At 68.7% G+C, this 23178-nt stretch carries 23 protein-coding genes; 6 read left to right on the forward strand and 17 right to left on the reverse strand.

Annotated elements, in window-relative coordinates; all coding sequences use genetic code 11:
- The 3 genes from NFW05_RS08715 to NFW05_RS08725 form a co-directional block, all read right to left on the reverse strand.
- Nucleotides 1-817, reverse strand: an 817-nt coding sequence (locus tag NFW05_RS08715) for a type I restriction-modification system subunit M N-terminal domain-containing protein (RefSeq protein ID WP_295305117.1), incomplete at its 3' end; no start/stop codon positions are given.
- 153 nt (nt 818-970) lie between these two features.
- Nucleotides 971-1537 (reverse strand): transcription elongation factor GreB, encoded by a 567-nt coding sequence (gene greB / locus NFW05_RS08720; RefSeq protein WP_295305119.1) that lies wholly within the window; start codon nt 1535-1537, stop codon nt 971-973.
- Between the two features lie 91 nt (nt 1538-1628).
- On the reverse strand, nt 1629-1949 hold the full coding sequence (locus NFW05_RS08725) for a hypothetical protein (protein ID WP_295305121.1): 321 nt from the start codon (nt 1947-1949) through the stop codon (nt 1629-1631).
- A 67-nt stretch (nt 1950-2016) separates the two neighbouring features.
- Between NFW05_RS08725 and NFW05_RS08730 the strand changes: the two genes are divergently transcribed.
- Genes NFW05_RS08730 through NFW05_RS08745 form a run of 4 tightly spaced genes read left to right on the forward strand, consistent with a single transcriptional unit; the run spans nt 2017 to nt 4171 of the window.
- Entirely contained in the window at nt 2017-2718 is a 702-nt protein-coding gene (locus NFW05_RS08730; protein WP_295305122.1) for an AzlC family ABC transporter permease, read from the forward strand.
- On the forward strand, nt 2715-3044 hold the full coding sequence (locus tag NFW05_RS08735; RefSeq protein ID WP_295305124.1) for an AzlD domain-containing protein: 330 nt from the start codon (nt 2715-2717) through the stop codon (nt 3042-3044). Before NFW05_RS08730 ends, NFW05_RS08735 begins: the two co-directional genes overlap by 4 nt.
- A gap of 30 nt (nt 3045-3074) precedes the next feature.
- Entirely contained in the window at nt 3075-3284 is a 210-nt protein-coding gene (locus NFW05_RS08740; RefSeq protein ID WP_295305126.1) for a DUF465 domain-containing protein, read from the forward strand.
- A gap of 35 nt (nt 3285-3319) precedes the next feature.
- Nucleotides 3320-4171 carry an alpha/beta hydrolase gene (locus NFW05_RS08745; RefSeq protein WP_295305129.1) on the forward strand — a complete coding sequence of 284 codons (852 nt, stop codon included), beginning with the start codon at nt 3320-3322 and terminating at the stop codon, nt 4169-4171.
- On the opposite strand, the gene NFW05_RS08750 is transcribed toward NFW05_RS08745, so the two are convergent.
- The 5 genes from NFW05_RS08750 to NFW05_RS08770 all read right to left on the reverse strand — a co-directional run bounded on the left by NFW05_RS08750 (nt 4092) and on the right by NFW05_RS08770 (nt 10331).
- Nucleotides 4092-5006: a DMT family transporter gene (locus tag NFW05_RS08750; RefSeq protein WP_295305132.1), complete on the reverse strand. Its 915-nt coding sequence runs from the start codon at nt 5004-5006 to the stop codon at nt 4092-4094. The genes NFW05_RS08745 and NFW05_RS08750 overlap by 80 nt on opposite strands.
- A gap of 11 nt (nt 5007-5017) precedes the next feature.
- Nucleotides 5018-5611 carry a membrane integrity-associated transporter subunit PqiC gene (locus NFW05_RS08755; protein WP_295305135.1) on the reverse strand — a complete coding sequence of 198 codons (594 nt, stop codon included), beginning with the start codon at nt 5609-5611 and terminating at the stop codon, nt 5018-5020.
- Entirely contained in the window at nt 5611-7257 is a 1647-nt protein-coding gene (locus tag NFW05_RS08760; protein WP_295305138.1) for an MlaD family protein, read from the reverse strand. Before NFW05_RS08760 ends, NFW05_RS08755 begins: the two co-directional genes overlap by 1 nt.
- On the reverse strand, nt 7250-7960 hold the full coding sequence (locus NFW05_RS08765; RefSeq protein ID WP_366918264.1) for a paraquat-inducible protein A: 711 nt from the start codon (nt 7958-7960) through the stop codon (nt 7250-7252). The genes NFW05_RS08760 and NFW05_RS08765 overlap by 8 nt, the downstream gene beginning before the upstream one ends.
- An 886-nt stretch (nt 7961-8846) precedes the next feature.
- Nucleotides 8847-10331 carry a VCBS repeat-containing protein gene (locus tag NFW05_RS08770; protein ID WP_295305141.1) on the reverse strand — a complete coding sequence of 495 codons (1485 nt, stop codon included), beginning with the start codon at nt 10329-10331 and terminating at the stop codon, nt 8847-8849.
- A gap of 910 nt (nt 10332-11241) precedes the next feature.
- On the opposite strand from NFW05_RS08770, the gene NFW05_RS08775 reads away from it, so the two are divergent.
- Nucleotides 11242-12828 (forward strand): hypothetical protein, encoded by a 1587-nt coding sequence (locus NFW05_RS08775; RefSeq protein WP_295305144.1) that lies wholly within the window; start codon nt 11242-11244, stop codon nt 12826-12828.
- A 20-nt stretch (nt 12829-12848) separates the two neighbouring features.
- On the opposite strand, the gene NFW05_RS08780 is transcribed toward NFW05_RS08775, so the two are convergent.
- The 8 genes from NFW05_RS08780 to NFW05_RS08815 form a co-directional block, all read right to left on the reverse strand.
- Complete coding sequence (locus NFW05_RS08780) at nt 12849-13532, reverse strand: paraquat-inducible protein A (RefSeq protein WP_295305147.1); 684 nt, start codon at nt 13530-13532, stop codon at nt 12849-12851.
- A gap of 41 nt (nt 13533-13573) precedes the next feature.
- A complete protein-coding gene (locus NFW05_RS08785; RefSeq protein ID WP_295305149.1) occupies nt 13574-14341 on the reverse strand; it encodes a hypothetical protein in 768 nt (255 codons plus the stop codon).
- A 76-nt stretch (nt 14342-14417) separates the two neighbouring features.
- On the reverse strand, nt 14418-15113 hold the full coding sequence (locus NFW05_RS08790) for a hypothetical protein (protein ID WP_295305152.1): 696 nt from the start codon (nt 15111-15113) through the stop codon (nt 14418-14420).
- An 11-nt stretch (nt 15114-15124) separates the two neighbouring features.
- Entirely contained in the window at nt 15125-16012 is an 888-nt protein-coding gene (locus NFW05_RS08795) for a DUF2092 domain-containing protein (RefSeq protein ID WP_295305155.1), read from the reverse strand.
- Nucleotides 16013-16056: 44 nt separating this feature from the next.
- Nucleotides 16057-16344: a hypothetical protein gene (locus tag NFW05_RS08800; RefSeq protein ID WP_295305157.1), complete on the reverse strand. Its 288-nt coding sequence runs from the start codon at nt 16342-16344 to the stop codon at nt 16057-16059.
- A gap of 70 nt (nt 16345-16414) precedes the next feature.
- On the reverse strand, nt 16415-18841 hold the full coding sequence (locus tag NFW05_RS08805) for an arylsulfatase (RefSeq protein WP_295305173.1): 2427 nt from the start codon (nt 18839-18841) through the stop codon (nt 16415-16417).
- 214 nt (nt 18842-19055) lie between these two features.
- Nucleotides 19056-20381 carry an outer membrane protein transport protein gene (locus tag NFW05_RS08810; protein WP_295305160.1) on the reverse strand — a complete coding sequence of 442 codons (1326 nt, stop codon included), beginning with the start codon at nt 20379-20381 and terminating at the stop codon, nt 19056-19058.
- 117 nt (nt 20382-20498) lie between these two features.
- The gene (locus NFW05_RS08815) at nt 20499-21341 is read right to left on the reverse strand and encodes a neuromedin U (protein ID WP_295305162.1); all 843 of its coding nucleotides are present in this window, start codon (nt 21339-21341) and stop codon (nt 20499-20501) included.
- A gap of 339 nt (nt 21342-21680) precedes the next feature.
- On the opposite strand from NFW05_RS08815, the gene NFW05_RS08820 reads away from it, so the two are divergent.
- A complete protein-coding gene (locus tag NFW05_RS08820) occupies nt 21681-22736 on the forward strand; it encodes an AraC family transcriptional regulator (RefSeq protein WP_295305165.1) in 1056 nt (351 codons plus the stop codon).
- 34 nt (nt 22737-22770) lie between these two features.
- Here NFW05_RS08820 and NFW05_RS08825 read toward each other — a convergent pair whose 3' ends face one another.
- Nucleotides 22771-23139, reverse strand: coding sequence for an OmpA family protein (locus NFW05_RS08825; protein WP_295305168.1), 369 nt, complete (start codon nt 23137-23139; stop codon nt 22771-22773).
- Between the last annotated feature and the right edge of the window lie 39 nt (nt 23140-23178).

Genomic DNA, 23178 nt, shown 5'->3' on the forward strand with positions numbered 1-23178 from the left:
CCTTGCAGATGGCGTAGGTCTCGGCGTTGATCTCCTGGCCGTAGAGATGCGTGGCGACCTGCTTGCCATGTTGCGTGGCCAGTTCCTGCAGCGTCTCTTCGGCCACGGTGAGCATGCCGCCGGTGCCGAGCGCGCCGTCGTAGAGCAGATAGGTGCCCGATTCGATCTGGTCGGCGATGGACAGAAAGATCAGCTTCGCCATCAGCTTGACGGCGTCGCGCGGCGTCCAGTGCTCGCCGGCCTCTTCGTTGTTCTCTTCGTTGAAGCGCCGCACCAGTTCCTCGAACACCGTGCCCATGCCGTGGTTGTCGAGGCCGGCGTGCTTGACCGAGCCGTCGCTGTTGAGGACCGGGTTGGGGCTGAGGTTGATGTCCGGCGAGAGGAGCTTCTCGATCAGCGTGCCCAGCGCATCGGCCTTCGAAAGCCGCGGGATCTGGTTGCGGAACTCGAAATTCTCGAGGATGTCCTGCACGTTCGGCGAGAAGCCGTCGAGGTAGGCCTCGAAGTCCGCCTTGAGCTGCTGCTGGCTGGCGCGGGCCTTGAGGTCGCGCAGCGTGAAGCGCGACGTGTTGTAGAAGGCCTGGCCGGCGGCCTGCCGTAGCGCCTGGTCCTGGTTGGTGATCCCCGCCTTGTCGAGCGCGGCCTTCATGTCGAGCACGGCCGGTTTGGTGGGCTCGAGGACGGCATCGAGGCGCCGCAGGACGGTCATCGGCAGGATGACGTCGCGGTACTTGCCGCGGACGTAGAGATCGCGCAGGACGTCGTCGGCGATGCCCCAGATGAAGTTGGCGATCCAGTTGAGTTGGCCCTGTTCCATGTCACTCCGCGGGTTCGTGGATCACTCCGGGTTTGCCGGGAGGCCCAACCATGTGATACGTCCCGTCGTTCGCTCCAGGAGGGAAAGGAAGGGATCTCCCCTTCGCTGACGCCTGACCTATCGGCCCACTCGTGACGATTTCTTCACAGCCTCTCAGTCGTCGATCGGCCGGTAGTCGACGGCCAGCACCTCGACCTCGCGCCAGCCGGCGGGGGTGTGGAAGCGCACCGTGTCGCCCTCGCGCGACTTCAGCAGCGCTCGGGCGAGCGGGGAAACCCAGCTGATCCGGCCGCGCGTGTGGTCGGTCTCGTCGACGCCGACGATCTGGTACGTGTTCTCGTTCCCGTCTTCGTCGCCGACGGTCACCGTCGCGCCGAAGAACACGCGATCGGTCCCCTCGCGCCGCGCCGGATCGACGACCTCGGCGAGATCGAGACGCCGGGTCAGGAAGCGGATTCGCCGGTCGATCTCGCGCAGCCGCCGCTTGCCGTAAGTGTAGTCGGCGTTCTCCGAGCGGTCGCCGTTGGCCGCGGCCCACTGCACGACGCTGACCACCTGCGGGCGCTCGACGCGCAGCAGCTGCTCGACCTCGGCGCGCAGGCGCGCGTGGCCACGCGGAGTGATGTAATTGCGCGTGCCCTGCGGCAGGCGAAGCGCGGGGTCGCTTCCCTCGTCGTCTTCGTCGTCTGCGCCGTTCCCGCCGGCCGGAACCCGGTTCATGGCCTGTCCCCGAAGCGACTGCGCGACGCCTTCGCCAACCGTCCCGCCGGTTCGCCGGGCCAGGAGGCGCCCACGGTCACCGCGCCCCGGCTCAGTAGCCGATGTTGAACGCCGCGACGTCGATATGCACGGTCTCGCGGCTCAGCGCCAGAGCCGTGTAGCGGGCGAAGCGCGTCGCCCACTCCTGGCGCTCGACGAAGCGCGGCTCGCCGCCGTAGCGGGCAACGTTGAGGATCTTGTCGATGATCAGCACCTTGCCCATCGGATTGCTCGGCTCGCATTCGAGGTCGGCGAACTCCTTGTCGAACCAGCGACGAGCTTCCTCGGGAGACCCACCGGCGAGTTCGGCGTTGGAGAACCGGTACTCGTAGTGTCTGTCGCGGCCGAACGAAACGATAACGTGGTAGATCATCCGGCTCCTCCGCCCAGCTGTCCCAAGGTTACAATCGAGTCCCCTATTCTATTCGCAAAATCAGCCGATGCCGCAAGTCCCCGGCGCACGAGCCGAGTTCCTCGCCGGCATCCGGGCCTTCGCCCCGCTGTCCATGAGCATCGTGCCCTTCGGCCTGGTCTGCGGGGCCGCCGCGGCAGGCTCGGGGATGAGCTTCGCCCAGGCGCTGGCGATGAGCTGGGTGATCTTCGCCGGCTCGGCGCAGATCGCCAGCACCCAGCTGTACACCGCCGGCGCACCGTTGCCGGTCATCGTGGCCACCGCGGCGATCATCAACCTGCGCTTCCTGATCTACGGCGCGTCGCTGGCCCGGCACTTCGCCGGCCTCGACCGGCGCTGGCAGGCGGTGATCGCCTACCTGCTCACCGACCAGGCGTACGCGCTGACCATCGTCCGCGCAGCGACGACTCGCGGGCGCGGCGCGCTGCACTGGTTCTACCTCGGTCTCGGCGGCGCGACGTGGATCGCCTGGCAGCTCGCCTCGCTCGCCGGAATCCTGCTCGGCAACCTCGTCCCGGCCGACTGGTCGCTCGACTTCGTCGTCCCGCTGACCTTCATCGCCATGCTCGTCCCGCTGCTCGGCGACCGCGCGATGCTTGTCGCCGCGCTGGCCGGCGGCCTCGCTGCGGTGCTCCTCGTCCTGCCACTCAAGCTCGAGCTGATTGCCGCGGCGCTGATCGGCGTCGCCGCGGGACTGCTCAGCGAGCACGTCGGCCGGCGCCGGAAATGAGCGGCGAAGCGCTCGTCTGGCCGATGATCGTGGCCATCGGCGTGCTGACCTTCGCCCTTCGCCTCGCCCCGCTGGCGCTGCTCGCCCAGTTGCCGCTGCCCGGCTGGCTGGCACGGGCGCTGCGTTACGTGCCGGCGGCGGTGATGGCCGCGATCATCGCACCCCCGTTGTTTTTTGCCGTTGGCGCGCCTACCATAGAGCCCGACCTGCGGAGAATCGCGGCCGCGGCCCTGGCCACACTGGTCGCCTGGCGGACGCGCAGCACGCTGCTTGCCGTCGTCCTCGGCATGCTCGCCCTGTGGGGCCTGCAGGCCGTATCCGCCTAGCCGGATCACCAACCTGGGATATCGCCAACCATGCTCACCGAAGAACAGATCGCCGAAACCCGCGCCACGCTCAACGAACTGCACGTCGAACACCACGACCTCGATCTGGTGATCTCGCACCTCGCGCTCAACCCGCCGCACGACGACCTGCTGATTCGCCGCCTCAAGAAGCGCAAGCTGCTGCTCAAGGACCGCATCGTGCACCTCGAGCATCTGCTCGATCCCGACGAGCAGGCCTGACAGCCCCCGCGACCCGAGGCACGCGATCCCGGGGCATGGAACTCCGCGTAGCCGGACGGCACTGCCGGGTGGCAACCGGCCAATGCGACTTCACGCCCGCCGCTTCGCGCTGGCCACCGATCGTGCTGATCCACGGCGCGGCCAACGACCGCGACGCCTGGCACGCAGTCGTTGGTGGCCTCACCGCTGCCGGCTGCGCCGTGCTCGCCCCCGACCTGCCCGGCCACGGCCTCTCAGAAGGCCCCGCGCTGGCGAGCATCGAAGCGCTCGCCGACTGGCTTCCGCAGGTGCTCGACGCCGTCGGAGTCAGCGCAGCCGTCGTCGTCGGCCACTCGATGGGCTCGCTCGTCGCACTCGAGTGCGCCGCCCGCCACCCGCAGCGCGTCAGCCGCCTGGCGCTGCTCGGAAGCTCGGCGCCGATGCCCGTGTCCGAAGCGCTGCTCGGCCGCGCGACGAGCGATCCCGACGCCGTCTACCGCCTGATGACCGAATACTCGCTGACCGGCGGCTTCCGGCTGCGCGGCGGCGATCGTCCCGGAGTGTGGGGACCCGGTCTGACGCTGGCGATCCTGCGCCGCAGCCCGCCCGGCGCGCTGGCCATCGACCTGGCCGGCTGCAACGCCTACCAGAACGGCCTCGAAGCGGCGGCGCGCGTCGTCTGCCCGACTCTGCTGCTTGTCGCCCGACGCGACCGGATGACCCCGCGGCGCAATCTGCCGCCGCTGCAATCGGCGCTGCGCGAGGTGACGCGCGTCGAGATTGCCGACTGCGGGCACGCGCTGATGGCCGAGCGCCCGGACTCGGTGGTCAGGGCGTTGCTCGACTTTCTGCAGCCGCCGCCGGCGACGCAGCGCGCGGCCTCCCCGCCGAACGCGCGAGAACGATGACCGCGGCGAGGATGATCGCCCCGCCGATCGTCTGCCAGACGCCGACGCGCTCGTCGAGGAAGATCGCCGCGAGGACGACGGTGACCACCGGTTCGAGCGTCGACAGCGTCGCCGCGTCGGCCGCGCCGACGCGGGCCATCCCGGCGAGGAAGCAGATGATTCCGACCACCGTCGACAACAGCGCGATGCCGCCAACCGCCGCCCAACCCGCCGCCGACACCGGGAAGGCCGGCCCGCGCACGGCGACCACCAGCCCATAGACGACCGCCGCGGCGAGCATGATCACCGTCGCCGAGGGAATCGCACCCACCGCCGGGGTCACCCGTTCGCCGACCAGGATGTACACCGAGTAGATCAGCGCCGCGCCAACGCCGAGCACGATGCCCAGCACGCTGCCCGAGAGACTCCCGCCGACGGCCAGCGCGGTGCCGAGCAGCGCTGCCGAGACGGCGACGACGCGCAGGGGCGACAGCCGCTGCCGGGCGCGGATCGCCGACAGAACGGTGACGATCACCGGATAGAGGTAGAGCAGCAGCGCGGTCAGTCCGGCGGTCGCGTACTGCAGCGCGGCGAAGTAGCAGAACGCCTGGCCGACGTAACCGAGCGCGCCCATCGCCACGAGCAGCCACAGGTGCACGCCGCGCGGCCAGTGCAGGCCGCGCCAGAGCATCAGTGCGGCCATCATCGCGCCGGCGATCGCGAAGCGCAGGAAGAGCAGGCTCGGCAGGTCAACGCCCTCGGCGTAGGCGAGCTTGCCGAGGATCGGCATGGCCCCGAAGCCGGCCGCCGAAGCGGCGATGCATAGCAGGCCAACGAGTCGCGCCCGACGCTCCATCGGCGAGGCGCTCAGCGTCCGGCGGCGCCGCGCAGCGCCGCGGCGAGTTGCTCGCTGAGCCGGGCGATCGCCCGGCTGTGCGCCGCGGCGAGCGCCGCGCAGCCGTCGCCGTGCGCCGGCTCGCCGAGCGAGCTGCGCCCGCTCGCCACGACCTGGCCGGCGGCCTTGCGCACCACCCACACGGCGTCGATCGCCACTCCCTCGCCGGCCAGCGAATCGAAGCGCTGGACGTCGATTCCGATCCGGTATGCCGGGTCGAAGCCTGCGGCGAGCGGGCCGCTGACCACCCGCGGCGTGCCGAGCAGCGCGCCGAGATTGGCGGCCACGACGCGCGCGATCGCCGGGCCGAGCGGCGCCGCCCAGCGGTTGAACTCGTCGATGCTCACCTCGTTGGCCGTCCGCCGGATGACGAATTGCGGCCGGTCGACGGCCGCCGGGATGCTGACCCCGTCCACCGCGACGGCGAAGGTTGCCGGCTCGGCGTGATCGGCTGCGGCAGTCGAAGCCAGCGTGTAGAAGTGCGCCGGCGGCGACGCGCAGCCCGTGACGATCGCCGCTCCGAGCGCCAGCACGACGCGCACGCCGCCAAGAGATCGCCTGTTCATTACTCCTCCGTCGCCTTGCCGCGCAGCAGGGCCTCGGGGTGCCGCTCGAGGTAGTCGGCGAGCACGCGGATCGACTGCGCCGCCGCGCGCACCTCGGCGAGGGTCCCTTGCAGTTCTCCGGCGAGTGGCGAATCCGGAGCGATCGTCCGGCCCGCCGAGTCGAGCGCGCGTTCGGCAGCGGCGAGCGTCGCGCTGAGTTCGGGAGTCAGCTCACCGCGCAGCTGGCGACCGAGCGCCTCGACCTCGCCGAGCGCGGCGGCGAGCCGGGCCAGCGAGCGCTTGAGGTCTTCGCCGATGGCCTCGATCGGCCAGCGGTCGACGCGCGCCAGGATGCTCGCCAGCCGGGCTTCGATGTCGCTCAGCCCGCCCTTGGCCACCGGGAAGACCGGTGGCCGGCTCGCCCAGTTCACCCGCGCACGGTCGGCGTTGGGCACGTATTCGAGGGCGATGTACTGCTGGCCGCTGAGCAGGTTCGCCGCGCGCAATTGCGCGCGCAGGCCGCGCGCGACCAGGCGGTCGACGAAATCGTGGCGCAGCGCCGCGGTCAGCGGCCGGCCGCGGGTCAGCTCGGCCTTGTCGGCGAGAATGTCGAGGAAGCGCTGCGGGAAGACGCTGATCACGACGCGCGCGCGCACCTGCAGGTTGCGGCGCTCGCCGGCTTCGAGACGGATCGAGCCGACCTCGCCGACCGGCAGTCCGAGGAAGGTCAGCGGCGCGCCGACCGAAAGACCGCGGATCGACTCGTCGAAGTAGAGGACGAACTCGGTCGACTCGCGTTGGGGCGCCTTCATCGCCGTCGCCTCGTCGGCGTACAGCCGGAAGCTCGTCTCCGCCGCCGCCGGCTCCGCGTCGGCGCCATCGGCCGGCGTATTGAAGGCCAGGCCGCCGACGAGAATCGAGACCAGCGACTGGGTCCGTACCTGCAGACCGTTCGCGTCAACCGAGACGTCGAGCCCGCTGGCCTGCCAGAAACGAGTCTCGGGCTTGACGTAGCGGTCGTACGGCGAATTGATGAACACCCGGACGGTCAGCTCGCGGCCGTCGGCGTCGAGCTGGTACGCAGCGACCTGACCAACCTGGATGCGCCGGAAGTAGATCGGCGTCCCATAGTCGAGCGAGCCGAGGCTCGCCGCCTTGAGCGCGAAGAAGCGGCCCTGCGCGTTCGCGCTGACCACCGGTGGCGCCTCGCGCGCCTCGAACGAGCGCTGCCGTTCCTCGCCCGTACCGATCGCCATGCCGACGTACGAACCCGAGAGCAGCGTGCTCAGACCGGTGACGCTGCCGCCGGCGATGCGCGGCCGGACGACCCAGAACGAAGTCCCTTCGACCAGCCAGTCGCGCGTCTCGGGCGCCATCTGGACGCTGGCGACGATCTGCTGCCGGTCGCTGGCCACGCGCAGCGCGGTCACCTTGCCGACATCGACGCCGTTGTACTTGACCGTCGTCTTGCCCGCCTCGAGCCCCTCGGCCGATGCGAAGCGGATCTCGATCGACGGCCCCTCGGCGAGAATCCGCTGTACGGCGATCCAGCCACCGAGCAGCGCGGCGACGATCGGGATGATCCACACCGGCGAGAGCCGCCAGCGGCGCCGCGGCGTCGCCAGCGCCTCGGGCAGGTCCGCGGGAATCGGCTGCGGCTCAGTCATCGTCGCCTTTCAGGGGCAGGTCCCAGATCAGCCGCGGGTCGAAGGCATTGACGGCGAGCATCGTGACGACGACGACCGCGGCGAAGAACAACACGCCCGGCCCCGGTTTGACCCACATCAGCGGCTGCAGCTGGACCAGCGCGACGGTGAAGGTATCGACGAAGACGTCGAGCATCGACCAGCGGCCGATGAAGCGGATCATCCGGTACAAGCGCCCACGCTGCCGGTTCGACTGCAGCCAGCCGCGCTGGACGGTGAGCAGCAGGTAGCCGAGGGCGATCAGCTTGCCGAGCGGGATGACGATGCTCGCCACGAAGACGACGATCGCCAGTGGCCACGAAGTCGGCGACCAGAGCTCGACGACCCCCTGCAGAATCGTGTCGGTCTGCTCGCCGAGCGGCGTGAAGGTGCCGAGCACCGGCAGCAGGTTCGCCGGAATGTACAGGATCAGCGCGCTGATGACCAGCGCCCAGCTGCGCTCGACGCTCGCCGGCCGGCGAAAGTGGACGCGCTCGCCACAGCGCGGGCAATGCCCTGACGCCGCTCCGATGGGCAGCCGCGAGACCAGCCCGCAGGCCGCGCAGCCAGCGAGGCCGAGGGCCATCGCGCTGCCCTCGCCGCCGTGATTCGCCGCTCGGCTCATCGCCACCTTGCCGACCGCCCAACCCGGCATCGCCACGCGGCCGATCGTCCGCCTGCGCATCGCCCGCGCATGACTCGCCGGGCTGCGTCACCCTGCACGGCGCACGAACGGCGCGCCGGCGGCCGCAGTTCGGCCAGCCGGCGGGAGGAAGGCAACCGGTACGGGAAGGATCGAAGCTTCATGGGCACTGCCGCGAGTATCCCCGACCGCGTACCGCGGGTCAATCGGCTCGCCTGCGTCGACGCCCGTACGGTGCGACCAACGCTCGCCGTGCGGGCTCCGGACAGGCGGCAAGCTTGCGGAGCTTCCGCGACCCGCTTGCGGAGCCTGACCGTGCAACGCAGAGCGAGCCGGCGGGTTCTCGCGACACCGAACGCCGGCGGGTCGGCGGTTGCGACACAGGGGTTCGGATCGAGCCCTCGACTCGATCGTCGTGGTGATACCGGCGGGCGATGATCACCAGGTGATCACCATCAACGCCATGGGCGAGACGATTGGCTTCGTCGATACGCCGTGACCCGATGTCGAGTCCCGAACTTTGCCGTGAATTTGCTCGCTCGGTTCGATGACAGTCGGTCGGTGATGCTGCCTGTTCCTTCTCCGGAAAGCGCGATCGCCGTCGCGCCCCGGTACGGTCCTCGCGGCCAGGATCGGGCGTCTTCGGGCGCGTGGTCCGCGCGGTCAGGGGCGGGGAAGCCCGGCCCGGTGCGACCCGCCAGCTTGCCCCATCGCGCGAAATCCGGAAAATGCCCGCCGTTGGGTCGCCTGCGAGCGCCCGTCAAGGGAACCCGAGCCGAAGTCGCCCCCTCACCACTGGCTGGCGCATCGGTCCGGAGCGCCGGTCGAGCAAGGTGTCGGCGAACGTGCTGCACCCGACACCTTCGCCGACGCCGGACACGCCTGCCGTGCACGACAGGCAGGCACGCCGACGGTCTCGGCAAGTCCCTCAGCGGGCGGCTGGACGATGCGACCGGGCAACCAACGCCCCAAGGGCCAGGCCGATCAGCACCACGCTCGAAGGCTCGGGTATCGGGCTCTCTCCGGGCACGTACTGATTCAAGCGGAAGTTGTTCAGACCCGGGGTCAGCCAGTTCGGCTGCTCGTTGGCGGGAATCGAGCCGTCCTGGCCGACGTTGGTGATGTGGTAGGTGTGCTCGTTCCACACTGCGCGCGTGGCGACCCAATCCGCGCCGCTCCAGTCGTACACGCCTCGCTCTGGGCCGTAGCCGCAATTGTTGTTGGCCACCGCCACGATGTCGGCGTGGAGATCGGCGTTGGTGTCCGCGATCACCGGGTACTCGTACCAGGTGCATGAACTCTTCGCAGTCTGGAACTGCACCGCGCCGGTTGAGCCATCGTAGACACGCAGGTACAACTCGTCGCCGTAAACGACTTCGGCCTTGCCGTCGTTCTGGAAATCAAAGACCGACGAGCCGGTGCGGTTCGACGAGGCGTCCTGGGTAACGGACGCCCACATCAGGGTACCATCGCGCTTGAACACCGCGTAGCGCGACGCTCCGGCCACGCCGATGTCTGGCTTGCCATCGCCGTCGAAATCGGCCACCGTCGGCGGACCACCGTAGCCACCGGCGGGAATTGCCCGAGGCCAACCCGGCCTGACGCTCATGTCGGCATTGAGCAGCCAGACCTGGCCGTTGGCCACCAGAACGACCTCTGGCTTGCCGTCTCCGTCGAAGTCGGCCACCGCTGTGTAGCCGTCCGGGAGGTTTGCGTTCTGCGCCTGGATCGTCCCGTTGCCGTTGTAGATCGTGTTCCCGGCCACGACGTCGAGCTTGCCGTCGCCGTTCATGTCCGAGACGAGCGACAGCGGACCCACTCCTCCCCCGCTCCCGTTGCCGGCGGTACCGGTCCACAGCAGGGCGCCTGTCGCGCCATCGACGACCTGTCGGCCGATGACGATCTTGGCTTTGCCGTCTCCGTTCAAATCCGCGATCGCCGGAGCTCCCCAGTTGATCGCCTCGAGCTGACCGCTTCGCCACTTGTAGGTGCCATCGCGGTTGAAAGCGATCAGACGGCTGCCCGAGGCATCGACGGCGACGATGTCGGGCTTGCCGTCGCCGTCGATGTCGCCAGTGGCCACCGACGCCGTGGTGTCGATTCGGTAATTGGAGTCGGTGACCGTGAACACCTCGGCGCCCGTGCTGCCGCTGAGCGCCCGCAGTACCCCGACTTCGACCAGCCCGCCCCCTGTGGAGTTGGTGGCGCCGAAGATCACCTCGGGCTTCTTGTCACCGTCGAGATCCATCACCGACGGCGTGTTCATCACGTTGAGGTAGTCGGGCAACACCGTACTCGAGGTCCACGCCCAGCGCAGCGTCGGTGTCAGGGGGCCAGCGTGTGCGGCGCTGCTCGCTATCCCCAGAGTCAGCCAGCCAATCGCTGACGCCCAAGTCATCCGAGTCGAGTTCATTTTGCGTTCTCTCCATAGGTGCCGCGAAGCGCGGCCGCATCGATGCGCCGCGTATCCGCGGCAGAATTCGAGTCCTGGACATGCGAACCACGACCTGCAAGATTCGACGTCACCAGATCTCCGTCATTTCCAGTCCTGGCCACCCTGATCGGCTTGAGGAGCTTTGACCCCTCCCGCAGGGCAGGAAGACGAGGTTTCTCGTTTCGATCTGCGTGCCAGGCGTGTGGTCCTGCATAACCTTGCTGCTGAACGGTACGAGGATCGACGGGTCGCAGCCGCTCAATCTGTACCGCGGAGACCCCAGCAATGATCATGCCAATCAACCCATCTGTTGAATTTAGTGTGGATCTTGAGGAACGCCCAGCTGGCTTGAGGTCGATTGGTGTAAAGTTTTCCGACAATGCCCCCGGCATGGACAGGAAAGCGCCGGCTCCGCCGACCAGGCTGTCAATGGACCGGCCTCTCGCTGCTCGTCGGCGGTCCTGAATCCGTGTTCGCCCTCTCCTCCCTGGCGCTGCGCCTTGTCGGGCCTCGTCGCAGGTTGAACGGGGCCATGGCCAGCCGAAGACTGGACGAATCGACTTCCAGGTGACGTTCGGCGTCAGCCGGGATGCCGGTCCGGCCTGCCGTATGCCTGGCCAGTGTTTGCGCGAGCGAATCGCACGCTGCTACCCGTATCCCGGTTTCCTGCAATGCGACGCCCGGCTGCAGGCTCGTGTCGGGCGAGTGGCTTGCGCGGACGGGGGAAGTCTGGCCGGCGCGGCGCTCGACAAACACGAGGTCGCCGGTCTGATCGCCCGGGCTCCTGATCGATGGGCATCGAGACGACCCGGCAGCTTGCCGAATCGCGCGAAATCCGGAAAATGCCCGCCGTTGGCTCGCCTGCGAGCGCCCGGAGAGGGAAACCGGAGTGGGAAACGAGATCATCGATGAGCTCTGCGTTCGCGACTTCGCCGTTGCCACGAGCGAGCAGCCGATTGGCGACGACCCGTTTCGCGCGCTGGTCCGCGCGCGCAGCCGGCCGCTGCTCGACATCGCCTGCGGCCTGACCGCCGGTGCGCTGGCGCTGAACGGGCGGCTCAGCGGTCGCCTGCTGCTCGAAGCCGGCCAGCTCGAAGAACTGCTCGACGAGCACGGCGCTGCGCAGAACCGCCACTGGAGCCGCCTGCGCGCGCTCGTCGCCGCACTGCGCAACTTTGCACGCATCTACCAGGAGCTGGCGCATGTCCAGCGCCGCCTGCCGACCTACCGGCTGCTCCCGGCGAGCGCCGATTTCCACGCGGCGACCGGCGAGCGGCTGTGCCTCGTCGGCCGCGTGGTGACCGACATCACCGCCGCTCTGCTCGGCGAAGCGCGCCAGCTGCGCATCGACGGCGCCAACCGCGCGACGGCGCCGGAAGACTTCTCCGAGCAGTTGCCGACCGGCCGCCTCGCGCGCACCCTCGAGCAGCGCAGAACGACCGACACGACCGCCACGGTGACCCACCTGGCGACGGCCTTCCTCAATCTGGCTGCGGAGAGCGAGATCCTGCGCAGCTCGGCACGCGTCGCGCCGCTGGACTACGCGCGCTGCTTCCCCGACCCGGTCAGCGAGGAAAGACTTCGCCAGCTCGGCTTCCGCTTCCACAACCTGCAGTCGCTGTACGACACGCACGTCTCGGGAACCTCGATCGAAACGTCGGACCCCGACCTGTCGATCCTCCGTGGCCACGCCAGCGTGATCCATCATCTGCTGGCCATCGCCACCGACCTCGCCCACTACTACGAACGACACCTCAGCCCCGAGACCGGCGATCCGCTGCTGCGCGAACGGCCGGTGGTCGATGGCGAGACGATCATGGCCACCCTCTTCGCCTACGCGATGGCCTTCGCGAGCGATTTTCTCGACGGCGGCCAGCGCCTCAGCCAGGACATCCTGCGCCGCTACGCCGACTCGGGCCACCTGGACGTCCCGGTGCCGAGCTACCGCGGCTTCCACGTGCGGCCGTCGAATCTCGTCGCGCGGATCGTCGCGCACTACGGCAGCGAGGTGCAGATGGACCTCGACGGAAAGGTCTTCGACGCCGGGTCGCCACTCGACCTGTTTCGCGCCAACGAGACGATCAACGCCGGCAAGCGGCGCTGGCTGGCGAACGAAATCGCTCGCGTGCAGCGTGGCCGCAACGGCAAGCTCGAAGCGTCGGCGATCGCCGCGGCCGTGCTCGACGTCGTCCAGCGGCTCGCCGGCGAGGGAAAGATCATTCTCTACCGCCAGCCGCTCGAACTCTCCGAAGAAGTCGGCCGGCGCGACGGCGGCGTCCTCGAAAACACCATCGCCGAGATCGCGCGCCTGCAGGCGACCGGACAACTCGACATCCGCAGCGACCTGACGGTCACCTTCATCGGCGACAAGCGCGTCCTCGCCGACCTCGACGCCCTGGCCCGCGCCGGCTACGGCGAGGATGGTTTCGGCAACAACGTCGTACTGCCGCAGGCTCTGTCGTACCTGCGGCGCTGAACGACGGCAGCGCCCCGGGATCAGCGGCGCGCGGCTTTCGGGTCGAGGGCTGCGGCGTCGCCCGGTTCCCGAGGCGAACGGCCCGCGCGCCAGGCGATCCGCTGCCACGCGGCGCGCGGATCGAAGGCCGAGGCCATCGCCGCGCGCAGGTAGACGATCGCGCCGAGCAGGAACAGCGCGGCACCGGGCAGCACGGTGGCCAGTTCGGCGATCTTGATCAGCGCGACGAGAACGCCGAGCAGCATGATCTCGATCATGCTCCATTCACGCAGGCTCTCGTAGGCGCGCAACAGAGTCCCCGCCCAGTGCGGCGCGGGCGGCCAGCGGACGGCGAGGAGCACGGCGAGCAGGCAGCCGACCTCGAGCGCCGGGGCGAGCAGCGCGCTGAACAGGACGAGCAGCGCCACGTCCGGGCGGCCGTCCGCCCACATCGCCAGGACGCCGCCGAGGACGGTCGTCGAGGTCTCTCGCCCGGCGACCGACAGGCCGAGCATCGGCACGGTGTTGGCGGTCAGCAGCAGCAGCGCGACGGCGATGGCCAGCGCGAGCGGCCGGTCGAGCGCGTCAGCGCGGCAGCGCCAGAGCTTTGCCCCGCAGCGCGGGCAGCGCGCCGCGTCACCCGGGGCGAGGAGCGGCAGCCGCTGCAGCAGGTCGCAATCCGGGCAGGCGACGAGCGCGGCTTCGCCGGCCGGCCGCTCAGCCATGGCGGCGGACGGCCGCCCGGCCTGGCTCAGCGGCCACGGCTTCAGTCGGCCTGCATGCGCGCCAGCGCCGCGCGCAGCGGCCCTTCGGAAACATGGACGATGCCCTCGTACGGCTGGTCCATCTCGAGCATCAGGAAAATCGCCGCGGCGACCGACAGCGCGCAGAGGACATTGACCGCGTGCGCCGTTCCGTGGAACGGTGCGAAGATGTTCAGCCCGAGGCTGATCAGCACCAGCCAGAAAACGACGACGACGAGCAGCGGCACGGTGATCGTGCTCGCCCGATGAGCGATGATCACTGCCCGCGAGCCGGCCAGCTGATCGATCAGCTGCAGCGCCCTGCTGCGCGCCGACTGCTGCTCGGGCCCCTGCGGAGTCAGCGCGCGGAGCATCCGCTTGAGTTCGTGGAAGCCGACCAGCGGCGCCTGCGCCGTCCCGGGGTCGTGCGGCGGTTGCCCGGCGCTGGCCCAGAGTTCGACGATGCTCCGCTCGACGACCTGGCGAAGCAGTTGCCGCGCCGGCTGCGCCTGCGCGCCGAGTTCCCTGAGTTCGCCGTCGAGCTGCAGAACCTCGGCAGCGCCGCTTTCGACGAGCCTCGAGACGGTGTCGAACGAGTTCTTCGCCGACGAGATGATCAGCCCGAGGACCAGCGCGGCGAGCGTCGACAGGAAGCCGATGCCGATCTTGACCATCTCCTTGGTGTCGTCGTCGAGGTGGTGCGCCGGCAGCCGCCGGCGCAGCACGACGCCGGTGAGTGCGCCGGCGAGGATCAGCACCGCGACGAGCGGCGCGACGACCAGCGGGTTCATCGCTGGCCACGCCGAACGCCGACGACGATCGGCGTCGCGCGCCGACGCAGCGGGTGCCGGCCGCTGCGCGGGGGGCTCACGGCGCCGGAACGACCCGATAGTAGACGCCGTTGGCGCCGTACGCGGGCAGGAACCAGGTGTTGCCGAGCAGGTAGTAGGTCGTCCCGGCCCTCTGAACGACCATCGCGCCGGCCGGGAGCACCGCGTAGTTCGTGCCCATCCTGTACGCGGCGGCGGTCTGCGCGCTGCCCGCGGCGTAGCCCGACGCGTAGGCGTTGCTCTGCGCGGCGGCCGAATTCGCCGAGGCGACTGCCGCACCGGTCGCCGCGCCGACTACCGCTCCCGCGGCCGCGGCGCAGCCGTAGCAGCCGGTCGCCGGGTAGTACGGCACCGCTGCCGGCGGATGGTACGCCGCCGGTGGGGGTGGCAGCGGCGCGCCCGGCGGGCGATAGGCGGTCGCGCCGGCGGGAGTCTCGTGCACGGCGCCCTCGCCGTAGCGCCCGGCGGTCGTCCCGCCGTACATGTTGGTGTGCTCGGCGCCCTCGCCGTAGCGGCCTTCGGTACTGCCGCCATAGACGTTGCTGTGCTCGGTGCCGCCGCCGTAGGCGTGCTCGCTGCTCCCGCCCCAGCGGTTGGTGTGCTCGGTTCCTTCACCGGCGACGTGCTCGGTGCTGCCGCCGAAGCGGTTGGCGCTGCCCCAGGCCAGGGCGTTCCCCGAGGCCAGCATGGCGACGCTCAGCGCGCTCAGGCAGAGGTGGATTCTGCGGATCATCGATGGTCTCCTCATGGCGACTTGGCTGGGCCGGCCTTGGCTGCCTTGCCACGCGGCGGCGGCTCCATGGCTGGTTTGGCTCCGGGATGGGCGAAGCCGATCGGCACGGCGGTCGCCGCCTTCGCGGTGGCGAACGCGTCGGCCGCGGCCGGTGGGTCGATCTTCCAGTTGGCCAGTTCCATTTCGTGGCGCAGGCGCAGCGGATCGCGACGATAGACCGCGCGGACGAGGCGCGGCAGCTTGTCTTCGACGCCGATCCACAGCTGGACGAAGACGTCGTCGTTGGCGAAGGCGACCATCTCGGTGACCGTCCCGCCGACGACCTTCGATTGGCCGATGTAGAAGGCGTGGATCAATCCCTCGCTGATCATTTTCCACGGGTCGGCGACGAGCACGTCGGAGAACGGGAAGTAGATCGCCGCCGAGTCGAACGCCGCCTTGAGCGTCGCGTCGATCGTCGGCGGTGCCGGCGCGACGGCGATCAGGTTCTCCGCCGGGGCGTAGGCACTCATCGTCCTGCCGTCGTAGTAGAACTCGGAGGCCGGCCCGTCGCCGAGGGTGATCACGCGCAGCTTGTCGGGCCGCTGCATGAGCACCTCCGAGAAGGTCGTGAAGGCCAGCGGCGGACCGAGCCGACTCGGGTGCTCGTAGGTGATCCGCGCGGTGAAGGACATCGAGCGCGCCGCGGCGAGCCGCTCGGACATCGCCTTGAGCAGGTCGGTGGCGCGCGTCTCGATGAACGGCTTGAAGCTCTCCGCCGGCGCCCGCACCGCGGCCTTGGCCGGCTTCGCTGCTTTTGCGGACGCGGCCGGTTCGTTCGCTGCGTGAGCAGCGACGGCGAGCAACGCGCCGGCGGCGAGTGCGCCAACGGCTGCGCCCAGTTTCGGGGACAGGTGCATCAGACTCCTCCTCGTGACAGTGGATTGGTCAACCCGCCGGCGGATCACGGGATCATCCCGCATTCGAACATCTTGTTGGCGATCGGTCCGGCGACCCGGTTGATGAACTCGGTGCGCATCGCCGGATCGCTGCGCAGGATGCCGATGGCCCGCTGCTCTTCGGCCGACTTCGGCTGCCCCTTCTTCGCCCAGAGCTGCTCACAGCTCGACGCCTCGTAGCGCTGGACGACCTTGCCGGCGATCATGTCGACGACCGGGAACTGCTGCGCCAGAGCGATTCCGCCAGCTGCCGAGAGCCCGATACCGGCCCATACCCATCTGCTTCTTGTCATGACCTTCTCCTTGTCGTGATGGTGATCGTCCGGCGCGAGGCGACGAGCCTTCGCGCCGGCCCCGTGTGGTCTACTCGCTGACCTTGCCGCCGCGCCGCGCGGTCTCCAACTGCCGGATGTCCTCGGGGCTGAGCTTCGGCCGGTCGATGTCCAGCGTCACGCGGTTGATCTTGCCGGTGAACTGGAAAGGCACCTGGTAGTCGCGGTCGTCGACCGGCGTCCCGGTATCCGACCCGACGTCGAGGTTCTCGTCCCACTGCAGGATCAGCGGGATCGTCCGCTCCATCTTCTGCTCGGCGACGACCTTGCCGTCGACCTTGAGCACGCCCGTGCCGCCGCGACCGATTCCGCTCGGGCTGCCGTAGGCGAGCGTCTCCATGCCCAGCCCGTCGTACTTGAAGGCGAACTCGAGCACGTGCCGACCGGGCGGCAGCGCCTCCTGCCCTACCCACTTGACGCGCTTGAGATCGACGAGGTTCCAGGTGAACACCGGCTTGCCCTTGAGCAGGTAGAAACCGTAGCCGGCGAAGCGGCCGCCCTGCGTGATCAGCATGCCGTCGCCGCCGCCCTGCGGCACCTCGATGTCGGCGGTGAAGGTGTACGAGGAGTTGAGGATGCTCGGCGCGTCGCCGTTCGGTGTGCCGGTCAGCGGCATCGTCCAGGTGAAGGTGCTCCGCCCGGCGGTGATGCTCGGCCGCGGGGTCAGCAGCCGAGCGACGACCGTGTCGTCGAGCGGGAAGACCTGGTGCTTCTTCGCCTCCTGCATGAACAGCGCCTGCAGTTCCTTGAGCTTGGCCGGGTACTTCTGCGCCAGATCCTCGCTCTGCGTCCAGTCGTTGCGCAGGTCGTAGAGCTCCCACGGGTAGGTCAGGACGTCGCGCGGCGGAGCCAGCGTGACCCACGGCGGGCGCATCACGCGCGTCGCGGCCCACCAGCCATCATGATAGATCGCCCGGTCGCCGAACATCTCGAAGTACTGCGTGCGGCGCCGCGACGGCGCGCTGGCGTTCTTCGCGTCGAAGGTGTACAGCATGCTGACGCCCTCGATCGGCGACTGCCGGATGCCGTCGACGACCTTCGGCTGCCTGATCTTCGTCGCTTCGAGGATCGTCGGCACGATGTCGATGACGTGGTGGAACTGATGGCGGACGCCGCCCTTGTCCTGGATCACCGCCGGCCAGGAGATGGCCATTCCCTGCCTGACGCCGCCGAGGTGCGAGGCGATCTGCTTGGTCCACGAGAACGGCGTGTCGAACGCCCAGGCCCACGGCACCGCCATGTGGTTGTAGGTGCGGTTGCTGCCCCAGACGTCGTAGAAATACTTGAGCTGGTCCTCGACCGGGACAATGACCTGGTTGAACATCGCCACTTCGTTGGGCGTGCCGACCAGTGTGCCCTCGGCACTCGTCCCGTTGTCGCCGTTGATGTAGATGATCAGCGTGTTGTCGAGCTTGCCCATGTCCTCGACGGCCTGGATCACTCGCCCGATCTCGTGGTCGGTGTACGCGACGTAGGCAGCGAAGACGTCGACCTGGCGGATGAACATCTTCTTCTCGTCGGCGCTGAGCTGGTCCCACTCCTTGAGCAGATCCTTCGGCCACGGGGTCAGCCTGGCGTCGGGCGGGATCACGCCGAGCTTCTTCTGGTTGGCGAAGATCGTCTCGCGGAGCTTGTTCCAGCCCTCGTCGAAGAGATGCATGTCGCTGATCTTCTTGATCCACTCGGGAGTCGGATGGTGCGGCGCGTGCGTTCCGCCGGGTACGTAATAGACGAAGAACGGCTGGTCGGGGGTCAGCGTATTGACCTGCTTCATATAGGCGATCGCTTCGTCGGCCATCGCCGTCGTCAGGTTGTACGACGGGTTGCCCTGGAACGGATAGATGTACGTCGTGTTGCGCGCGAGGTTCGCCGGCTCCCACTGGTTGGTGTCGCCACCCATGAAGCCGTAGAAGTACTCGAAGCCCATGCCCACCGGCCACTGGTCGAACGGCCCGGTCGGCGCGGCCATGAACGCCGGGGTGTTGTGGTTCTTGCCGAACCACGAGGTGCGGTAGCCGTTGTCCTTGAGGATCTTGCCGATCGTCGCCTTGTCCCGGGTGATCACGCTGTCGTAACCGGGATAGCCGGTCGCCTGCTCGGAGATGACGCCGAAGCCCACCGAGTGGTGATTGCGCCCGGTGATCAGGGCAGCGCGCGTCGGTGAACAGAGCGCCGTCGAGTGGAAGTTGGTGTAGCGCAGGCCATTCTGGGCAATGCGCTCGAGCGCCGGGGTCGGGATCACGCCGCCGAAAGTGCTCGGCACGCCGAAGCCCGAGTCGTCGGTCATGATCAGCAGCACGTTCGGCGCGCCCTTCGGCGGGACGATTCGCGCCGGCCAGTACGGCTTCGAGCCCTTGGTCGTCGGCTCGATCTTGCCGCCGAATTTCTCGGGCGCTGCGGGGATCTGCGTCCCGTCGATCGACATCATCGCTGCCGGAGACCCTGGGGTGCCGTACATCTGCTGCGCCGTACCGACTATCGGCACGAGGATGGTCGCCAGAGCGAATCCGGCGCCAAGGAGTATTCGGGAAAGACTGCGCATGACTATGTGTCCTCCGCTGACCGCTGAAAGAATCACCACGGCGTCGGCGGCTTGCCGGCCGGGTTCCGCCCACCCAATTCGCTGGCCGCCGATCACCTCCCGTCCGCTTCGCCCGCCGTCGCCGGCTGGATCAGAACTTCCAGTTGAAGTTCGCCGACAGGAAGAAGATTCCGGCGTTGTCGTACGAACCGTCGAGGTTGCCGCGCCCGCCGAGGGCCAGCGGAATTCTCGCCTGCCGCGCCAGATCGATCGTCCCGCCGTAAACGTACTCGGCAGCGGCTCCCCAACTGAAGCTGCGGTCGACCTCGTTCTGGAAACCGACGCCGAAGCGCCACGCCGAATTGGCCGGCAGCAGCGGCGAGGCGATCGGGTTGTCCTGGAAAGCCGAGTCGTAGGCGACACCGAAGTTGAGCAGCCACGGCTGGGAGACCCGGTACTGGCCGCCGACGGCGACGTGCCAGGTGTCCTTGAAGTCGAGGTTGGCGGTCAGGCTGCCGGGGTTTCGGTTGTCGCTGATGCCGAGCTCGAGATCGCCGAACTTCGACCACTGCTGCCAACCGATGCTGCCGAGAACCGCCCAGCGCTCGTCGACCTGGTGGAATACGCTGGCCAGCACGCCCTGCGGCACCTTGATCCCGACATCGATGTTCGCCCTGTCCAGGCCACGGGCGGCGAGCAGCAACGCGAGACCCGGCGACACGCCAGAGAATGACGGTTGTGCCGAGAAGTCGAGGTTGACCTGCGAATTCCAGGTCAGCCCGAGACGTGTCGCCGGGTCGATCTCGTAGAGCAGGCCGAGGTTGACGCCGAAGCCCCAGGTCCGGTCGTCCATTTCGAGTTGGCCATCGGGGCGACCGAAGCCGACATTGTTGATCGCCACCTTCTGCTTGAATCCGCCGTACATGGCGTTGAGGCTCGCGCCAAGCGAGAGCTTGTCGTTGACCTTCCAGGCGACCGACGGGAGCAGCGAGAGCCCGAGCAGAGTACCCTGCTGGCCGTAGTAGCGACCGACCCAGTCGGCGTCGTACTTGACGGCCAGCCCGAAGTTGCCGGTCACCGCGAGACCGAGCGCCACTTCGGGCGAGAGCCGATGGGTGAGGAAGAAACCGCCGCCCGGGAACCAGCCGATCGGGTTGCCGCCGTGGTTGCCGCCGAGCAACGGGTCGGTGCCGGCGCCGCGCGAGAAGCCGTAGTCGCCGTAGAGCGCCTGCGCACCGAGCAGGATCTGCGTGCCGGGCAGCCGGGTCATTCCGGCCGGGTTGGTCAGCACCGTCGAGGCGTCCTGCGCGCGCGCGCTGTAGCCGGCCGAAGCCAGGCCGACGTCGGCGGTACCGACTTCGTAAAGCAGCAGCCCACCGGCCCGCGCCGCGTTGGCGGGCAGCAGAGCGAGACCCGCGACGGCGATCGCCCACAGCCGCAGCGTCGCGCCTCCCCACCCGTGTTTTCCTGATCTCATCGTTCCTCCTTGCTGATCGTCCGCTTGGCACCCGTGCTGGCGGATTATGCGCCACGGCTCGCGCACAGGCCGTTGAGTTTCATTAAGACGCGCCGCTGCCGGCCACCGCGCCGACGGCTACTTCGGGAACATGAACTGCACCTGAGCGCGCAGTTGCCAGCTCGGCGCGTCGTCGGGACGCGCGACATTGTAATAGCCGGAGAGCTGCGCGTTCACCGGCAGACGTCCGAAATGGAAGATGTGGCCCACTCCGCCACCGAGCGGTACCGTCCAGCGCTCGCTGCCCGAAGCCCGCCAGTTGACGGTCACGATCGGCGACGAGGTCAGGTAGGTGCCGCCAGGCAGGTTGTAATTGATGAACGGCTGGATCAGGCCGTTGTTGTACGACCCGCCCTGCCTGTCGCCCGACAGCGACCAGACGTTGTTGACCAGCACACCGTAGACCCAAGGATCGCCCTTCTCGAGGTGCAGCACCACGAAGGTTGGACCCAGCCCCCAGTTGTCGTTGCCCAGGCGGTCGTTGCCGTTCGTCGGCAGCTGGGCGATCGCGCCGACTCCCCAGACCAGCCCGGTGGCCTTCGCCGGCGAAAGAAATGCCGAGAACTGGATGTCGCCGAGGCCGTTGGTGCGCGTCTGCCCTGGCTCGAAGCCGGGCTGACTGACCACCGGTACGATCGTCCGGGTGATCAGGTTCCAGTCGCTGCCGAGTTCGATCGGAATCACCGGCTGGATGTTGAGGATGTTCTGCGTGCCGTCGCGCGGACCGACGCTGAAATTGGTGTTGTTCTGGAAGGGCACGCTGACCAGATTGGCGATCGGATTCTGGGCCAGCCTGGCCAGTTCCTCGGCGCTGAGTTCGCCGTGCGCGGGAAACGCGACGAACAGCGCGCAGACGGCAGCGAGCACATTGGCCGGCCCCCGACCTGGCAAGTGGATTCTCTGGCCCATCGTTGCGAACATCGGCATTTCCCCCGGACCGACACGACGGTGCATTATGCGCCGTCTCCCGGGATCCCTGTCTCGACATTCCGCGACTGCGGATTGATAATTCACGACACCGGCGACGATTCGCGGCATCGCGCCGCCGGCCGATCGATCGGCGCTCCGCCGCCAACCCACCGGGCCCGGCGCCGGGATCCGCACCGGGCGGCGGTTTTTCAGTGAGGACCGACATGTTCGAAGCGATCTTCCCGGGCATCAACGACCGCTGGCGTCGTCGCGGTGTGGATCGCCCGCGCGCCTCGTTCGCTGACCCTACGGCAGCCGTGCGCGGATGACCACGCCCGACGGCGTCCGGCGATGAGCGATCAGCAAACGCGGCCGTTGTGGCGCGGAGAGGGAGCGGTCCGCACCGGAGGGGCCATCGCGATTCCCGCCGTTCTCGCCGATCTCGGCAGCGAACCGGCGGCCGTGTTCGCCGAGGCTGGGGTCGATCTGCGCCTCTTCGACGATCCGGACAACCTTATACCGTTCGCCGCGCTCGGGCGCCTGCTGCGCGTCAGCGTCGTGCGCACCGGACGCAGCGACTTCGGCCTGCTCGTCGGCCAGCGCGGCAACCTCTCGTCGCTCGGTCTCGTCGGATACCTCGCCCAGCATTCTCCGGATGTCGAGTCGGCACTCGGCAACGTCGTCCGCTACCTGCACCATCACGATCGTGGCGCGGTGCCGACGATGGCCATCGAAGACGACCGGGCGAGTCTCGGCTACGCGATCTACCAGGCCGGCGTCGAGGCCACCGACCAGATCGCCGACGGCGCGCTGGCGATCGCCTGCAACATGCTCAGAACGCTCTGCGGGCCCGGCTGGCAGCCGGTCGAAGTGCGCCTCGCGCACCGGCCGCCGATCGACGCCGGGCCGTACCGGCGGACCTTCCGCTGCCCGGTGCTCTTCGCCGCCGAGCAGAACTGCGTGCTCTTCGCTGCCCAGTGGCTCAGGCAGCCGCTGCCGGCGGCCGATGCGAGCCTGCGGAGAATCCTCCAGAGACAGATCGACGAACTCGAAGCGCGCGACGGCGGAGACTTCCCCGCACAACTGCGGCGAGTGCTGCGCACCGCGCTGCTGACCAACCGGGCGACCGCGGCCGCGGTCGCGCAGCTCTACTCGATGCACAGCCGGACGCTCAACCGGCGATTACTCGAGTTCGGGACGACTTTCCAGAAGCTCGTCGATGAAACGCGCCACGAGATGGCCCGGCAGATGCTCCGCGATTCGGGCCTGACGCTCAGCGAGATCGCTGCGGCGCTCGACTACGCCGATGCCAGTGCGTTCAGCCGCGCTTTCGCCCGCTGGAGCGGCATCACTCCCGGCCGCTGGCGGGCGAACGAACTGCGCCGTACGACCCGGCCCGGGGAATGACCCGGGTCGTCGGTGCGCAGCGGTCAGCTGTGCATCACTTGGCGCGCAGAACGATGTCGATCCGCCGGTTCTTCGCGCGGCCCTGCGGCGTCGCGTTCGAGGCAACCGGCTGGAATTCGCCGAACGATTCGGCAACCAGATTCCTCGCGTCGACCCCCTGCGCCTGCAGGTAGCGGACGACGTCGATCGCCCGCGCCGCGGCGAGGTCCCAGTTGGTCGGATAGCGGCCGCGTAGCGCCGGACCGATCGGCTCGTTGTCGGTGTAACCCTGAACGTCGATCCAGTGTCCGGTCAGCGAAACGAGCGTCGGCACCGCCTTGCCGACCGTGTTGCGCCCCTTGGCGTGCATCTCGGCACTCCCGGAAGCGAAAAGGATCTCATCGACGAACTTGATTAGCCACAATGTTCAGCAAGCTCACGTGGCGAGCCTGCCGGGGTGAAG

This window comes from Accumulibacter sp. (assembly GCF_023806625.1).
GTDB lineage: Bacteria > Pseudomonadota > Gammaproteobacteria > Burkholderiales > Rhodocyclaceae > Accumulibacter.

Coding starts and splice junctions, on each gene's coding strand:
- NFW05_RS08790 (WP_295305152.1), bottom strand. CDS start 15,113: ATGATCCGCAGAATCCACCTCTGCCTGAGCGCGCTGAGCGTCGCCATG.
- NFW05_RS08750 (WP_295305132.1), bottom strand. CDS start 5,006: ATGGAGCGTCGGGCGCGACTCGTTGGCCTGCTATGCATCGCCGCTTCG.
- NFW05_RS08725 (WP_295305121.1), bottom strand. CDS start 1,949: ATGATCTACCACGTTATCGTTTCGTTCGGCCGCGACAGACACTACGAG.
- NFW05_RS08785 (WP_295305149.1), bottom strand. CDS start 14,341: ATGAACCCGCTGGTCGTCGCGCCGCTCGTCGCGGTGCTGATCCTCGCC.
- greB (WP_295305119.1), bottom strand. CDS start 1,537: ATGAACCGGGTTCCGGCCGGCGGGAACGGCGCAGACGACGAAGACGAC.
- NFW05_RS08740 (WP_295305126.1), top strand. CDS start 3,075: ATGCTCACCGAAGAACAGATCGCCGAAACCCGCGCCACGCTCAACGAA.
- NFW05_RS08815 (WP_295305162.1), bottom strand. CDS start 21,341: ATGTTCGCAACGATGGGCCAGAGAATCCACTTGCCAGGTCGGGGGCCG.
- NFW05_RS08805 (WP_295305173.1), bottom strand. CDS start 18,841: ATGTACGGCACCCCAGGGTCTCCGGCAGCGATGATGTCGATCGACGGG.
- NFW05_RS08810 (WP_295305160.1), bottom strand. CDS start 20,381: ATGAGATCAGGAAAACACGGGTGGGGAGGCGCGACGCTGCGGCTGTGG.
- NFW05_RS08735 (WP_295305124.1), top strand. CDS start 2,715: ATGAGCGGCGAAGCGCTCGTCTGGCCGATGATCGTGGCCATCGGCGTG.
- NFW05_RS08765 (WP_366918264.1), bottom strand. CDS start 7,960: ATGCGCAGGCGGACGATCGGCCGCGTGGCGATGCCGGGTTGGGCGGTC.
- NFW05_RS08760 (WP_295305138.1), bottom strand. CDS start 7,257: ATGACTGAGCCGCAGCCGATTCCCGCGGACCTGCCCGAGGCGCTGGCG.
- NFW05_RS08730 (WP_295305122.1), top strand. CDS start 2,017: ATGCCGCAAGTCCCCGGCGCACGAGCCGAGTTCCTCGCCGGCATCCGG.
- NFW05_RS08795 (WP_295305155.1), bottom strand. CDS start 16,012: ATGCACCTGTCCCCGAAACTGGGCGCAGCCGTTGGCGCACTCGCCGCC.
- NFW05_RS08745 (WP_295305129.1), top strand. CDS start 3,320: ATGGAACTCCGCGTAGCCGGACGGCACTGCCGGGTGGCAACCGGCCAA.
- NFW05_RS08770 (WP_295305141.1), bottom strand. CDS start 10,331: ATGAACTCGACTCGGATGACTTGGGCGTCAGCGATTGGCTGGCTGACT.
- NFW05_RS08800 (WP_295305157.1), bottom strand. CDS start 16,344: ATGACAAGAAGCAGATGGGTATGGGCCGGTATCGGGCTCTCGGCAGCT.
- NFW05_RS08820 (WP_295305165.1), top strand. CDS start 21,681: ATGAGCGATCAGCAAACGCGGCCGTTGTGGCGCGGAGAGGGAGCGGTC.
- NFW05_RS08755 (WP_295305135.1), bottom strand. CDS start 5,611: ATGAACAGGCGATCTCTTGGCGGCGTGCGCGTCGTGCTGGCGCTCGGA.
- NFW05_RS08780 (WP_295305147.1), bottom strand. CDS start 13,532: ATGGCTGAGCGGCCGGCCGGCGAAGCCGCGCTCGTCGCCTGCCCGGAT.